At 53.3% G+C, this 14161-nt stretch carries 17 protein-coding genes; 7 read left to right on the forward strand and 10 right to left on the reverse strand.

Annotated features, from left to right (window positions below; translation table 11 throughout):
- Positions 1 to 127: 127 nt before the first annotated feature.
- The 7 genes from HY788_14735 to HY788_14765 all read right to left on the reverse strand — a co-directional run bounded on the left by HY788_14735 (position 128) and on the right by HY788_14765 (position 4563).
- The gene (locus HY788_14735) at positions 128 to 1111 is read right to left on the reverse strand and encodes an ImmA/IrrE family metallo-endopeptidase (GenBank protein ID MBI4775402.1); all 984 of its coding nucleotides are present in this window, start codon (positions 1109 to 1111) and stop codon (positions 128 to 130) included.
- Positions 1108 to 1434 carry a hypothetical protein gene (locus tag HY788_14740; GenBank protein MBI4775403.1) on the reverse strand — a complete coding sequence of 109 codons (327 nt, stop codon included), beginning with the start codon at positions 1432 to 1434 and terminating at the stop codon, positions 1108 to 1110. Before HY788_14740 ends, HY788_14735 begins: the two co-directional genes overlap by 4 nt.
- A complete protein-coding gene (locus HY788_14745; protein ID MBI4775404.1) occupies positions 1427 to 1732 on the reverse strand; it encodes a hypothetical protein in 306 nt (101 codons plus the stop codon). The genes HY788_14740 and HY788_14745 overlap by 8 nt, the downstream gene beginning before the upstream one ends.
- Positions 1733 to 2310: 578 nt before the next feature.
- Positions 2311 to 2814: a hypothetical protein gene (locus tag HY788_14750; protein ID MBI4775405.1), complete on the reverse strand. Its 504-nt coding sequence runs from the start codon at positions 2812 to 2814 to the stop codon at positions 2311 to 2313.
- 824 nt (positions 2815 to 3638) lie between these two features.
- Positions 3639 to 4124: a TIGR00725 family protein gene (locus HY788_14755; GenBank protein ID MBI4775406.1), complete on the reverse strand. Its 486-nt coding sequence runs from the start codon at positions 4122 to 4124 to the stop codon at positions 3639 to 3641.
- Positions 4112 to 4414 carry a hypothetical protein gene (locus tag HY788_14760; protein MBI4775407.1) on the reverse strand — a complete coding sequence of 101 codons (303 nt, stop codon included), beginning with the start codon at positions 4412 to 4414 and terminating at the stop codon, positions 4112 to 4114. Before HY788_14760 ends, HY788_14755 begins: the two co-directional genes overlap by 13 nt.
- Positions 4405 to 4563 carry a hypothetical protein gene (locus tag HY788_14765; protein ID MBI4775408.1) on the reverse strand — a complete coding sequence of 53 codons (159 nt, stop codon included), beginning with the start codon at positions 4561 to 4563 and terminating at the stop codon, positions 4405 to 4407. Before HY788_14765 ends, HY788_14760 begins: the two co-directional genes overlap by 10 nt.
- Positions 4564 to 4930: 367 nt before the next feature.
- Between HY788_14765 and hisH the strand changes: the two genes are divergently transcribed.
- A complete protein-coding gene (hisH, locus tag HY788_14770) occupies positions 4931 to 5566 on the forward strand; it encodes an imidazole glycerol phosphate synthase subunit HisH (protein MBI4775409.1) in 636 nt (211 codons plus the stop codon).
- Between the two features lie 27 nt (positions 5567 to 5593).
- On the opposite strand, the gene HY788_14775 is transcribed toward hisH, so the two are convergent.
- Positions 5594 to 6250, reverse strand: a complete 657-nt coding sequence (locus tag HY788_14775; protein MBI4775410.1) for a lytic transglycosylase domain-containing protein — start codon at positions 6248 to 6250, stop codon at positions 5594 to 5596.
- 251 nt (positions 6251 to 6501) lie between these two features.
- On the opposite strand from HY788_14775, the gene HY788_14780 reads away from it, so the two are divergent.
- From HY788_14780 to HY788_14790, 3 genes are all read left to right on the forward strand, one after another.
- The gene (locus HY788_14780) at positions 6502 to 7818 is read left to right on the forward strand and encodes an amidohydrolase (GenBank protein ID MBI4775411.1); all 1317 of its coding nucleotides are present in this window, start codon (positions 6502 to 6504) and stop codon (positions 7816 to 7818) included.
- An 89-nt stretch (positions 7819 to 7907) separates the two neighbouring features.
- Entirely contained in the window at positions 7908 to 9272 is a 1365-nt protein-coding gene (locus HY788_14785; GenBank protein MBI4775412.1) for a DUF1015 domain-containing protein, read from the forward strand.
- Positions 9273 to 9436: 164 nt separating this feature from the next.
- Entirely contained in the window at positions 9437 to 10186 is a 750-nt protein-coding gene (locus HY788_14790; protein ID MBI4775413.1) for a tRNA1(Val) (adenine(37)-N6)-methyltransferase, read from the forward strand.
- A 669-nt stretch (positions 10187 to 10855) separates the two neighbouring features.
- Here HY788_14790 and HY788_14795 read toward each other — a convergent pair.
- Entirely contained in the window at positions 10856 to 11326 is a 471-nt protein-coding gene (locus tag HY788_14795; GenBank protein MBI4775414.1) for a DUF721 domain-containing protein, read from the reverse strand.
- 342 nt (positions 11327 to 11668) lie between these two features.
- Here HY788_14795 and HY788_14800 point away from each other — a divergent pair, with 342 nt between their 5' ends.
- The 3 genes from HY788_14800 to HY788_14810 all read left to right on the forward strand — a co-directional run bounded on the left by HY788_14800 (position 11669) and on the right by HY788_14810 (position 13667).
- Positions 11669 to 12607, forward strand: coding sequence for a DUF1848 domain-containing protein (locus HY788_14800; GenBank protein ID MBI4775415.1), 939 nt, complete (start codon positions 11669 to 11671; stop codon positions 12605 to 12607).
- Positions 12608 to 12679: 72 nt separating this feature from the next.
- Complete coding sequence (locus tag HY788_14805) at positions 12680 to 13441, forward strand: twin-arginine translocation signal domain-containing protein (protein MBI4775416.1); 762 nt, start codon at positions 12680 to 12682, stop codon at positions 13439 to 13441.
- A gap of 7 nt (positions 13442 to 13448) precedes the next feature.
- Entirely contained in the window at positions 13449 to 13667 is a 219-nt protein-coding gene (locus tag HY788_14810; GenBank protein MBI4775417.1) for a hypothetical protein, read from the forward strand.
- A gap of 61 nt (positions 13668 to 13728) precedes the next feature.
- On the opposite strand, the gene HY788_14815 is transcribed toward HY788_14810, so the two are convergent.
- On the reverse strand, positions 13729 to 14161 hold a 433-nt coding region (locus tag HY788_14815; protein MBI4775418.1), incomplete at its 5' end, for an ACT domain-containing protein.

The following is a 14161-nucleotide window of genomic DNA, read 5'->3' on the forward strand; positions in this document are numbered from 1 at the left end:
TGTTGGGCGTGGCCTCCTTCTTGTTAGTGTAATGATATCAATTGGTTGTCACCTTTTTAATATCATACATTGCAGGAAGTTTCCACCCTAATTTGCGCGATTTTCTTTTTATAATAATAAGTTAGCTTCATGGACAGACACTAGGTAAGAAGAGATTATGCACTCGTTTCCTAAGGAAAAGTCGGAAATCTTGATGGTCCACAAGTTCTTTCAAATCCTCTTTCCCATCAAATCTCTGAATGCAGGAAGCGTATACTGAAGCCTCACTACGTTTATCAACAAAGAACGCACTGTTTGCAGCGCCGACGATGCCGCTTATTCTCCTCTTTAATTTCACCCGTTCCCGTCCACTGAATCCAAGATCGTCCAAGATCGAATCCAAGACACTCCTCCAGTCTCTAAGATCCTGATCGGCAGGCATAGACATACTTCCTGGAAGCTTCCACCACCAGAAATTCTGCCCATGTAGGGAAAAGGACCATTTTTGTCTGCAATAGCTGTAGAGGCTCTCTGGAACTATATTGGTTCCCCAAACGGGAGCATTTGCGATGGTTCCTGACGAACGGCCAGAATATATAACCGTCCCAGTTTCAGAAATATTACAGAATATGTACCCCTTTGAAAGAAGCTGAATGAGCTTTATTGAAGCAGCAATAGGTGAAACGTTAGCAGTCACAACAATTCTGTTTACAAACTTAGGAGGATAAACTTCTTCCTCGATGATAGTCTTTGCCCATGCTGAGGGGATAAGCAGCTCAGATGCGAAACGATTGGCCTCCGCTTCCGTGTACCAATATAAATCACTTACTTTCACTTGCATAGGATCTGTACTGTCTATGATAGATCCAAAATGCCAAGGAATAATGACGTGACCGATTTCGTGCGCGAGCGTAAACCGCTGACGTGATTCAGGCGGGTTGAAATTTACAATTATGCGCGGCCTCTTGCCTGGAATCTTTAGGTTCAGGGACACACCATCCACGTCAAAAGGTATATGGTCGAACTCAATATCGGCATACTTCCTCCCCAACCTCAATAAATCAACTGGTGGTGTGAGCTTGTATCTTTCCACAACCCGTATAGCAAGATTTATCTCTGGATAGTTATTCAATCAAGCTTCCCCTTTTCACGCAACCATTTCATCAATTTGATCGCCTTCTCAGGCTGGTCTGATCTTGCAGCCAAAGGGAGCCCCTCCAATTCATCTAACACGTCTGCCACAGGCTTTTGTTCAATGTGTGCAGTTACAATAAAGGGGAGTACATCAGGATCGGCCACCCATAGGGAATATTCTTCAAAACTCATTCCAAGATACTCATGAAGTTCTTCATCATAGTCTTCGTCATGCCATTCATCCACAAAGTCGTCTATCTCCTCAAGGAGAAGTTCACCTCGCGCGCATCTTTCGACAAAGGTACCCAACTGATTAGACATCTATTGTCCTCCCTCTTACAGCATCTTTCAGCAACGCCCCTGTTACTGGATCTACAGAGCCTAGATGCTTTCCTCTGGCATTGAAAACCTCTATTTCCCCGTGTAGACTATCCCATGTATACAACCGTTTACAATCCAGACTCCTCCAGCGACGTTCTCCAGAAAAAGCTCCCAAGTAGTCGCATTCGTCAAGAATCGATGGCTTCGGAATCGGCAGCCTCGTCAAGTTGTTTTCTCCTTCATGAGGATGAAAAAGTATCGCACAACCCGAACGCTCTTGCTGGACTTCAGCGATCATAGGCCGAATACCTTCCAGCGATCATAGACCTCTCCTACCCGAGAAATGAGCGACCGAACTCAAACCTGGGAACCCGGCCACGGCTCGTAATCTTTGTCGTGTCAGGCGGATTGGGATTAGACACTCTTTTTTACAGTCGATCCAGTCGAATTCCAGGACCCAACCAGACTTGCATTTTCCGAAATCAGGGCCATCCACTTGCCTGGTTATGTATTACGCTGATATCCTTAATAAAATCAGGTTGTGAATATTCGGTCGTCGGATGATCGTTGAGTCTCGCCTTGCTCTGCCTAACTGAACATTGCGGGGAGGCAAGATGTCAAAAAACAAGACCTGACCCCAGACCCCCTTCTTGAACCCAAGCTGTGGGCGCAGGCCTTCTCTACGCGCAAATTTGGTTGTTTCTGAACGCACGAATACCTGCATTTTTTCGAAATGAGGGTTATCCCGTCGCTTGATTATGTATTCTGTTGGTATCCTTAACAAAATCAGGCTATGAAGATTCGGCCATCGGATAATTAGTCTAAAATATCTCGCATCACCGGATGCGGCTTTTCGCGCTCCGCCGAAAAAGACGATTAAGTGCAACTGCATCCACATTTTCTTCGTTTCCGATCAGAACGGCATGAAATTTGGCATTGGTTAGATCCTTTGGTGGCTTTGTCATCTACCTTTATTACCGATTTTTGTGATTTCGACCATTCGATTATTCCAAGAGCTTCAGCCAATTCAATATCGCTATAGTCTTCAAGAAGAAGACGTGCTCCTCCTTTATAAAAGCGCTTGGCAAGGTTTGGTGCTAATGCTTCAAGGTTTGGTCCTTGGTCATCCAATAATACGAAATGCTTGAATGTTACCTCACTGGCACGTTTCGATGGAGTTCCGTGCCGGACAGGACCGATCCCTATCCAATTTATCTTTTCGGCAATACCATAACGTTTAGGTTCGACGCCGATGCCGCCGATACCGATTACTGCGTCAAATCTATAATCACGAATGCGACCCATGCAGGTATTTATACCAAAGCGGCCCGATGAATCTGGATCACCGGTATGAGTTCTTTTATACGTAAGAATACGCATTGTCTGACGTTTCACACTTAACAATATTAGATGTATCCGCATAAAATGCGGAGTTGTTTGTTTCTGTCCGTACAAGACGCCTCTGTAAATCGTTCCGTTATCTAGTTAACCAAAGGATATTAATGGGTTATCTCCGCATTAGGGTGTTCGTATGTCGTGTTTGCGGATCGGCATAGGACACTCATTTTTGAAACCCATTCACAGTGCTTCTCGATCCTCATTCTCCGGTTGAGGATGTAGGTGGTGTGTTCATACCTTGCATCATGTTGAAAACAGTCATTATCAATCATGCCCGCTGAATCCTTCAGTGACCGGTAAACGCAATGAGAGCGCCGGGCTCGCCGGCTCAAAACGAACGTTGTTTCAAGGTGGGAGGCCGAGCCTGCCTTCGGTTACCGCTAAGTTTTTTCAACGCTTGTTCGGATCGATTCCCGATGGCGTCGATAGTCTCCATCGCTGCATTACATACAAATTGTAAGCAGCTTCTGTGCCAAATGCAATAATGAATTGATTTTACTCCGATTTGTCACTTCCGGGAGGAAATCCAGGGCCGACGATTGCACGGAAATTGCGCAATGGCGGGCGCGCATTGCTCAATAATTGAGCAATGCACACTCCCTCCGTCTCCCCCCCGGCAAGCGCCGGATCTTGGGTTCGAGCGGAAGCGATGTTCTGCCTGTCGTTCCCAAGTGCGACTTGGGAACGAGAGTTAAAAACGAAGGAGGCGAGTACGTAGTGAAATCGCTGCGCGGCAGGCCCTGAATTCGGGCCCTCATGGGGTTACAATGCGTGTTCCGTTGCGGTCGCGCCGAAGGCGGTGAATATCAACCGCCCGAGCGGAGGGAATGATCCAGGGATTGAAATGCCTTTGTCACGGCGTCTTCCGGGTCCTTGGCATGATGAACGCCGGGAATGTGCTGCCAGGTATCCAGACCGACCACGGTCTTGCCCAGGTTGAGCGCAAGCCCGATCTCGGAGAGGGTCCCATATCCTCCCTCCACGGCGATGAGCGCGTCCGCCGCCCGTACGATCAACATGTTCCGTGCCTGCATCATACCCGTCGAGATGGGAATGACAATGTACGGATTGGCGTCCCGATCGGAAGTTCCGGGCAGAAAACCGATCGTCAGGCCTCCGGCTTCGAAAGCTCCTTTGGCTCCCGCTTTCATAACCCCACCCATCCCTCCGCAGATGAGCACGGCCTTCCGCCCGGCCACCAGGGCGCCTACCTTCAGCGCCAGGTCCCACCCCCGCTCCGTGCAGTCGCTCGCCCCTATGAGACCGATTTTAACCGGAACTAGTCCCGCCATCCATGCGCTCCGACCAGCTTCACGAAACGACACGGTCCCAAGCTTGTACGAATCCACTCGTCTCCCCTCCGGACCACTTTGACCAGATCCTGACAGGATGGATCCCCGATCGGAGCCACGAGTCTCCCACCATCCGCCAATTGGTCCAGAAGAGGCTCGGGGATCTCGGGGCCTCCCGCGCTCACAACGATCGCGTCGTAAGGCGCGTACTCCTTCCACCCCTTGGTGCCGTCGTTGAAATTTACAATTATGCGCGGCCTCTTGCCTGGAATCTTTAGGTTCAGGGACACACCATCCACGTCAAAAGGTATATGGGCACTTCCCTCATCGCCTGGACGACCTTTTCGTCCTTGATGCCACGGTCGAGGATCTGGTGTTTCACCATTCTTTCGCGACTGATGCGATAGTCCATCTGGTGCGCCGGTGCGATCCCTTTCAATCAAAAAGGTTTCTGCTTCCAATCCATGCTTGGCGAGACGCATATTGCCATGCGGGGCCGGGAAAGAGTCTGTTTACAATCAATCGGTTCATGCGCCAAAACAGACTTCGTCGAAGGGAGAATCCGACGCCCTGTGAAATTCGAAATTACTATGTCAGAAAGGCACTTTGGTGTCAACGGCCGCCTCCGCAAGCCGGGTCTCGGCGGACTGCGAACGCAACTTTTCAACGTTTCTTCGACGTTGACTTCCAAGCGGCTAGGGTGATATTAATATTGTTTTCGTAAAATGCAGGACCAATGGGCGTTTTACGCACGATTTGCAACGAAACCGAACTCACATCGGTTGCAGAGTAAGGGAATCTTACCGATGATCGCTATCGTGGATTATAGAGCCGGAAACCTGACCAGCGTTGCCCGGGCCATGGAAGACCTGGACATCCCATGTAAAGTGACGGCGAATCCCGACGAAATATTGAATGCGGAAAGAGTGGTGTTTCCCGGAGTGGGCGCCGCGGGCAAGGCCATGGAAATGCTCAGGGAGACCGGTCTGGACCAGGTGATACGGAAGGTGTTCGAAAACGGAGTTCCGCTGCTGGGTATCTGCCTCGGCACTCAGATTGTGTTGGAGCGAAGCGAGGAAAACGATACCACCTGTCTCGGAATCCTGAAAGGAGCCACCCGAGGCTTCGCTTCTGAATTTGCGCAGCTGAAAGACAAGGCGCTGAAAATACCTCACATGGGCTGGAACCAGGTCCGCTTTCTTCGCATGCATCCGGTTTTCAAGGACATCTCCGAAACCAGCGATTTCTATTTCGTGCACTCGTATTTTCCGGATCCCGCCGATCGTGAACTGCGGATAGGCGTTACCGATTATGGCGTTACGTTCGCTTCGGTATTGGCGTGCCGCAATCTGGTGGCAACCCAATTTCATCCGGAAAAAAGCGGGCCCGTGGGCCTCGCCATCCTCAAGAATTTCTCGAAATGGGACGGGCGAAGTGGATAGTTCCCTGCTCTCGAACCCTCAAACGGGTCAGAGAGACCGGAACTCTTTCGCGTAGCGGAACACCTGTTTGATGTATCGTTTGGTGACCTTATAAGGGGGAACGCCTCCCCACTGCCGGACGCGCGTGATCCCCGCATTGTAGGCGGCCAGCGCCAGTCGAATGTCTCCATCCAGAGCTTCGATCAGGAACTTCAGGTACCGCACTCCCGCGTAGATGTTCTGTTGCGGATCAAATCGGTCCTGAACCCCGAGCATGTCAGCCGTTCCCGGCATGATCTGCATGAGACCGGAGGCGCCCTCGGATGAAACGGCCGTCGGGTCAAAGCTGGATTCAGCCTGGATGAGTCCTTTGATGAGGTAGAAGTCCACGTCGAACTCGTCCGCCGCCGATGATATCAGCCTGTCATATCGCTTGTGAGGGGGAAGAGAAGCCCGGTCATAGGCCCCATAGTCGTCGGATGGGTCATTTGAGTCTTCAGGTAACATTCGCTGTTGGGAATTCGAAAGCAACGCGATGGGTTGATCTTTTGGAGGATGGGGTGGATTTTCAGCAGATGGAGGAGGGGCTTTGAGGTCGATCGTCGAAAGGGAGCAGTAAATCTTGCTCGGGCTGTGCGGTATCAAAAACCCGAACAAAAACAACGCGAATACGGGTAACGTTCGTCGAATGGTCGTAGTCTTCATGATCGCAGGGTCCTTTTGTTTGTCGAATTCTAGACATCCTCATGCTATGGAAAGATATCCCGGACTGTCAATGTTTTTCCCTGTTTATCAAACCATAGGAAAGGCTAACTTGTTTAAATCAGTCGCCTTTTTGCCTTGCCCCGAGGCCTGCCGCCCTCTGCGGATATAACGGCCCTCCCGCGGCGGACATAGGTGTATTTTTATATAAATCAATCATGCTTTAAATGCAATACAATCCAACAGGCGATAAAATGCACTCCCTTCTCATTCGAAACGGCCTCATTCTGACGATGAACGATCGCATGGAGACCTTCCAGAACGGCTACGTGGCCGTACAGCAAGACACCATAACGGAGATCGGCCCTACCTCCCGCGAGCACGATTTGGAAGCGGAAATCGTTATCGATGCCCGGGGAGGGATCGTTATGCCCGGTCTGGTCAACACGCACACCCATGCGGCCATGACGATTTTCAGAGGTCTGGCGGACGACATGCCCCTGATGGATTGGCTGAACCGGTATATTTTTCCTATTGAAAAGAATCTTTCAGCGGAATGGGTGTATTGGGGCACCCGCCTGGCTGCGGTAGAAATGATCCGATCGGGCACCACGACGTTTTGCGATATGTACCTGTTCGAAGATCAGGCGGCGCAAGCCGCTAAGGATACCGGCATCAGGGCCATGGTCGGGGAAGTCCTGTATGATTTCGACTCGCCTTCCTACGGGAAACTGGAAAACGGATATCGGGTGGCCCGGGATTTAGCTTTGAAATGGCAGGGAGATCCTCTCATATCCGTCGCCATTCAGCCGCATAGTCCGTACACGTGCTCGCCCGAGCTTCTTCGCGGAGCCCGCAAGCTGGCCGAGGACCTGGCCGTTCCCGTGGTCACCCACCTGTCCGAATCGGATTCCGAAGTCACTACCGTGCTGGAGCGCTACGGCAAACGCCCGGTGGATCATCTGGACAGTTTGGGACTGCTGGACGGCAAACTGATAGCGGATCATTGCGTGGCCCTTCTCCAGAGTGAAATCGAATTGTTCGCGGAGCGCGATGTTGCGGTCAGCCACAACGTGGAAAGCAATATGAAACTCGCTTCGGGCGTCTCCCCGGTGCCGGAGCTTCTGAGATGCGGCGTTCGGGTCGGCCTTGGAACGGACGGCTGCGCCAGCAACAACAACTTGAACTTGTTCGGGGAAATGGACGCCGCGGCTAAGCTCCACAAAGTCATGAAGAAAGACCCTACCCAGATGGATGCGAAGACCGTGGTAACCATGGCCACGCGGGGCGGTGCTCGGACGTTGGGCATGGCCGACAGAATCGGCAGCATCGAGCCCGGCAAAAAGGCCGATCTGATCGTACTGGATACCGGCCGCGCCCACATGATCCCAATGTACAACCCTTATTCGCACATTGTTTACGCCGCCAACGGCAGCGAGGTAACCTGCAGCATCGTCAACGGGCGACCCGTCCTGTTGGACGGCCAAATCCAAACGGTGGACGAAGAAGAAGTCTTTGCACATGTCCGCCGGATAGCGGAACAAATAAACCGCATTGTAGGACATGGTTGAATCCATCCATCGTATGGCTAAAATCGTCTTCGGATTTTGTACGGCCATTCGTCGGCGCGGAAATAGAAAACGGAAATAGAGGTAATACTGTGGCATACTTGAAAGCATTTCAGGCGCTTCGATACAACCCGGAAACCATAACGGATCTGTCGCGGGTCGTGACTCCGCCCTACGACGTCATTTCACCCGAAGAGCAAGAAGAGTTTCACAAGGCTCACCCCCAAAATATTATTCGTCTGATCCTGGGCCTTCAGTTCGAAACGGACAATGAAGACAACAACCGGTACACGAGGGCCGCGGAATACTTCCGGGAATGGCGTAAATCGAGGGTTCTCGTCCAAGACCGGGAGTCCGCGCTGTATCTCTATACAATCGAATACAAGCTGGAAAACGGAGAACCAAGGCAACGGACCGGATTCATTACTCTGGTGAAGCTCGAGGATCTTGACGGTGGTTCCGTTCGGAGACACGAAAAGACGTTCTCGGAGACCAAATCGGAACGCTTCCGATTGATGAAGGCGTGCAGGGCCAATTTCAGTCCGATTTTCGCCCTCTACTCGGATCCGGAGTCTCTCGTGTCCGGAACGTTGAAAGAAGCCAAGCCGCAGGCGCCCGTAGTCGACTTCGTCGATCGGGACTCCACGAGACACCTGCTGTGGCCCGTGACGAATCCCTTCGTTATTCAGACCGTTCAGGAATGGTTCAAGGGTCGGGAGCTTTTCATCGCCGATGGGCACCATCGTTACGAAACGGCCGTGAATTACTGGGAATACCTGAAGAAGACGGAAGGCGCCCAGGCGAACGATCATCCCGCACAGTACGTCATGATGTACCTGTGTAATACCAGCGAGGACCTGACGATTCTTCCAACTCATCGTCTGCTGGTGGTATGGCCGTCACCTCTCGATAGGGATGGATTCCTGAAACGCGCCGAGCAGTACTTCGACGTCGATGCATTCGATTTTGCTTCAGCCGACAAGGATAAAGCGAGAGCAAGGTTCCTTTCCGCGATCGAAGGGGCCGGCCGGTCCACGCATTCCTACGGGTTCGATCAGGCCGGCCGGTCCACGCATTCCTACGGGTTCGCCTGGAGACGGGACCCGCGATACCTGCTGTTGAGAATGAAACCGGGCATCATGAACGGCGCGTTTGGCAAAGGGCTCTCCGACGCCCTCAAGAACCTGGACACGGTCGCCTTCACCGAAGTCATTTTCCGGGGTATCCTTGGAATGAGCGACGGGGATCTGGACAACCACCGGAACCTTCAGTACAGCAGCCGGTATAACGCGGCTCTGGATCAGGTTGAAGACGGCTTTTACACCGCCGGATTTATTATGAATCCGACCCGCATCCAGCAGGTCCTGGACGTGGCGAAGGCAGGCCTCGTCATGCCCAGAAAATCGACTTACTTCTACCCCAAGGTGATCTCCGGCATGGCTATAAACGCCCTTTAACAGGCTGTTCAAAAACGCGATCTGCGGCGTGACGCTTCATCCCTCGTCACTGCGACGTACTCTATGTACGTCTCATTCCTCGGGGTTTGCGCGCCTTGCATCTCATCGTTTTTCAACGGCCTGCAACAACCCTGCTTTTTCAACAGGCTGTCAAGGTGGCTCGAGTGTCCTTCACTATCGAACCGACGCCGGGGCCGGAAGAAACTCAGGATGCGCTTTTCGGCGGGCGGCTGCACATCCTGCAGCGCAAGAACGGATACCGCTTCTCCATGGATGCGGTGCTTCTGGCCAAGTTCGCTACACCCGCGGCGGGGGACCGGATCATCGACCTCGGAACCGGTTGCGGCGTGGTTTCCCTGGTGTTGGCTTTGGACCCTGCGCCCAGGTGCATCGTAGGTCTCGAGGTACAGTCCGACTTGGCCTCATTGGCGCGGAAAAACGTTCGGCTGAACGGCATGGAAGAGCGGATAGAGATCCGGACGGGCGACCTCAAGAGCGTTACGCAATGGTATGCTCCCGAGTCGTTTGACCTGGCCGTGGTCAATCCTCCATTCGGACTCCCCGGGTCCGGACGAATGAATCCTACGGCTGAAAAGGCCGTGGCCCGGCATGAAATCCTCGGATCGCTGAAAGACTTCTTACGCTCCGCCGCTTTCCTGGTGCGATTTTCGGGCAAACTCACCATCATCTACCGGGCGCAACGATTGGCTTACCTTTTCCAATCCCTGCAAACGGTCGGATTCACTCCGAAGCGGCTTCGCATGGTGCACGGTCGGATGGAAACCCCCGCTAAAATGGTCCTCCTGACAGCGACCAAAGGAGGAGGGCAGGAACTGCGTGTGGAACCTCCACTCATTCTGTTCAACAGGGACGGATCGTACTCGGATGAGCTGAAAGACCTGTACCGCGTATGACCCGCGGCCTGTCCCGAACCTCGCTCCTGCCCGGAACGGCCAGCGACATGCACGGGAGGTCGTTTTCAACCGTTTCCATTCACGGGGTATCAGGAGAGACCTTTTGTAATTCGCCTATAATTATATCCTAGGACGGAAGCTTGGGCGGGGTGGCGCGGACAACTCGTTGTCCGCGTTGCGCAGCAACAAGAGGCCCCACCTCTGTCGTGGAAGCATGCACTCTGTCGATTCAAGGAGTGTACAAGGTTGGGTTGAGCATAGCGAAACCCAACAACTTGGGGCATCCGTTGGGTTACGCTCGCTGCGCTCGCTAACCCAACCTACGGATGCAACGCCTGTAGGTTGGGTTGAGCATAGCGAAACCCAACGATTTAAGCCACATAGACCGCGGCACCTCGCTTGGCGCCAGCTGTTCGCCTTCCCGTGGTGTCGGGCGTGCCCAGGCTGGACATCGTGTCATGGAACTTGTTGGGTTACGCTCGCTGCGCTCGCTAACCCAACCTACGACCCCTACGATTTAAGACGCACAGTCCGGGCCACCCATCCGTCATGATCGATCCCTATCGGTGCGACGAGTGAGACGGACTGGAGAGGCCTTGCTATTTGTGACAACCAACATTGTTCGCTCCCGCAAACAGAGACTTGTTATGGTCCTGTGAACAGGTACTTTCACCCATCCCCATCTTCGGCGGATCTCGAGGCCGCCCTCATCCAAAACCGCTCGAGCAGACCCCTTAGTTCCGCGTCTTTGACCTTACCAACCTCTTGGCGTATCTTACCGGCCGTCTCCGGCGCCACAGGCCGCTCGGAGGCGAGATCCGACGAGCGACGTTTTTCCCTGGTCCGAATCGGGACGACATGACCCTGACGAAATCGAATCTCCGTGACGAGGCTGCGGCCACAAGCCCGGTTCAATCCGTCCATGATCGTTTCGGTCAAATACTGGAGTTCCTGCATCCACGCGGCCGTTTCCACGGTGACCCAGAGCACCCCTCCCCGAAAGGACAGGGGTTGAGCCTTTTTCGCAACGGCCGGTCCGACTACGTCGTTCCAGTGATTCCAGAGAGGAGCCCCTTCCAGCAACCCGGATTCGTGTTTCTTCAGAACGGCGTCCATACGCTGCAATCCTGAATATCTCATTCACTCCCCTCCCATATCCGGGCTGACGGTTTTCGGGCATCGAGCAAAATAAGGACTACATATCCTCTTGCCCGGGCCGATCTCGAAATGATAGGTAACTCGACAGGGAAGCCTGTGTCAATACGCCTGCTTCCGGCGCTGGAGCGGACCTTCCTTGCAGGATCCACGCGTCCGGATTCCGTCCAATGAGCGTGGTCACAATCAGTCGTCGCCCGGCCATGCCGGCTGGGGGTCTGGAGTCTTTTGGATTCATCAACCTTTTCCGGATTCCGGAGGTCACTGCGTTGGGCCCGAATGACGTTTCTGAAAAAGCGACGCAGACTCGAACAGGGAGATGGACTCGTGAGGATCGTATCCGTTAGCCGCCGCACCGATATACCGGCTTTCTATGGCAAGTGGTTCATGAATCGGGTCCAAGCCGGATTTGTCCTGGTTGAGAATCCTTTCTCCGGAAAACTGTACGCCGTCTCCCTGAGACCCGACGATGTAGCGGGTTTTGTATTCTGGTCCAAGAATTTCAAGCCCTTCCTGCCGGTGTTGCCTGTCCTCAAAGACAGGGGATACGGGTTCTATTTCCATTACACCATTACGGGACTGCCTCGCCTGTTCGAACCCTCCGTCCCGCCGGCGGAAGAAACGCTCGAATCCTTCTCAGCCCTGGCGGATCGAACGAGTTCCGAACACGTATTCTGGAGATACGATCCGATCGTGGTCTCCGATGTATCGGACCGGATCTACCATATCGAGCGTTTTCAGACCTTGGCCCGGGCCCTCGAGGGTAAGACCCGCCGCTGTTATGTGAGCTTTCCCACACTATACGCCAAAGTACGGCGAAGGTTCGACGCCTTGCTGCAAAAGGAAAACATCCGCGTCGTCGACCCTTCTCCCGAAGCAAAACGCGAACTCATCGGGACTCTTGCTGAAATCGCCACAAACTCGGGAATCACCCTGTACTCCTGCTGCGACGAGAACCTGGTGGGAGGAAACGTGCGCAAGGCTCGCTGCGTGGACTCCGACACCATGAACCGTCTATTTCCGAATAGAGCGGCGGACGCGAAAAGAAATCCCAGCCGCAAGGGGTGCGGCTGCAGTGACAGCAAAGACATAGGGGCGTACGATAGCTGCCCTCATGGGTGTATCTACTGCTACGCCAATGCCCGGAGGGAATTCGCCGGGAACGTCTTCCGGACGCACGATGCTGCAAATGAGCTGCTGTCGGCAGGCAACAAATCAGACTACGAGAAACGAAAAAAAGAGGCCTTGCAGGCCATAGGATGGTAACGACCCTTTAAAGAAAACGATTTCGAACTTAGAAGCTCTATGATAGAGTTCGTATCAGGAGGAAACATACAAATGCTATCCAGGAGAGATTTCATTAAACTCAGTGGCTTGGGGCTGGTAGGCGCCGCCCTCCCGAGGTGCGGCGGCGACGACGATGACGTCGGGCGGGCGGAATTCGGATTTCATTTGAATCCGGTGCTGATCAATGGAACCGGCGCTCAGTCGTTCAGCGGAGCCCAGATCAAGAGCCTGGGATCGGATCCCGATACGAAGTATTTTTCCTACGAAACACCGGCGGGGATTCGGTACCTGCCGCTGCCGCTTGAAAACGGCCTCACCAAAGCCTATCCCACACAGGAAGATTACGAACGTATCAAACGGATCGGGGATTTCGTGACCAGCAACCTGTGGGAATTGTATTGGAACGATCCCCAGGATGCTCAGGAAATGCGCAACGTTATAGAGCGCTGCGCGGGTAACGCACTCAACCTCATCATACGACTCGAGGATACCACCCGCATAGCGAACCATCCCAATGCCGGCCCTTCGGACGAGGAGTGGTTCGTAAATACCTTCGAACCCTACGTGCGGTCCGTAGTCCTGTACGCCAAAGGGAAGGTCTTTGCCTATCAGGTTTGGAATGAACCGAATCTGGCACGCGAATGGGGTGGAAAGCCGCCGGATGCTGCCGGATATGTGGAATTATTAAAGGTTTGCAGCGAGGCAATCCGTGCCGCTGACCCGGAAGCGATCATCATTTTTTCACTACTACACGGACGGTCACGTCAGTTCGGAGGACGAACTGAAGCTGATCGAGCTGGATATCAAGATTGACAGAGACGTGATTATTACCGAGGCAAACCACATCAATCCCGAGGCCACCGATGCAGAAAAGCTGGAAGCCATCAGGGACATCCGGAAAGTGGTTTCCCGTTGGTTCAACCTGAGGGGTTTGTTTGCGTTCGCCTGGAACACGGGAACCGCCGATTCGCATTTGGTGCCCTGGGCCATTAAGGACACGGCTCTGGAGGAACTGCTCTACCAAGAATTCAACACCTAGCCCGTATAACAACGACGAACGAAGATACTAGAGGGAAAGGGATCCTGCGGGCCCCCTTTCCTCAGGATCCCAGCCATATGGGATGAATGGAAATAATGGCTTCGAACCGAACCAGTTCCGAAAGCACGTCCTCGTTCGGGGCCTCGTCAACTTCGACCAGCGATAAGGCTCTGTCACCGGGCTTGTTTCGGGCCAGGGACATGTTGGCGATATTAATGCCGTGCTTCCCCAATGTTGCCCCGATATGTCCAATGACGCCCGGACGATCATAGTTGGCCACGAGTAGAATGTTGCCCTCCGGAATGCAGTCCGTCTGGTAGTCATTTATGCTGACAATTCGGGGCTGCTGAGTTCCGAAAAGAGTTCCCGAGATGGACGTGGTCTTGTGGGCGGATAACAGGCTTACCGAGATGAGGCTCGAATACGTGCGGGACGTCGTGGATTTCTGTTCCGAAACCTCGATTCCTCGCTGCGTTGCCAGCAGAGGCGCATTG

The organism is Deltaproteobacteria bacterium, from assembly GCA_016208165.1.
In the GTDB taxonomy this organism is placed as follows: Bacteria; Desulfobacterota; Desulfarculia; order JACQYL01; family JACQYL01; genus JACQYL01.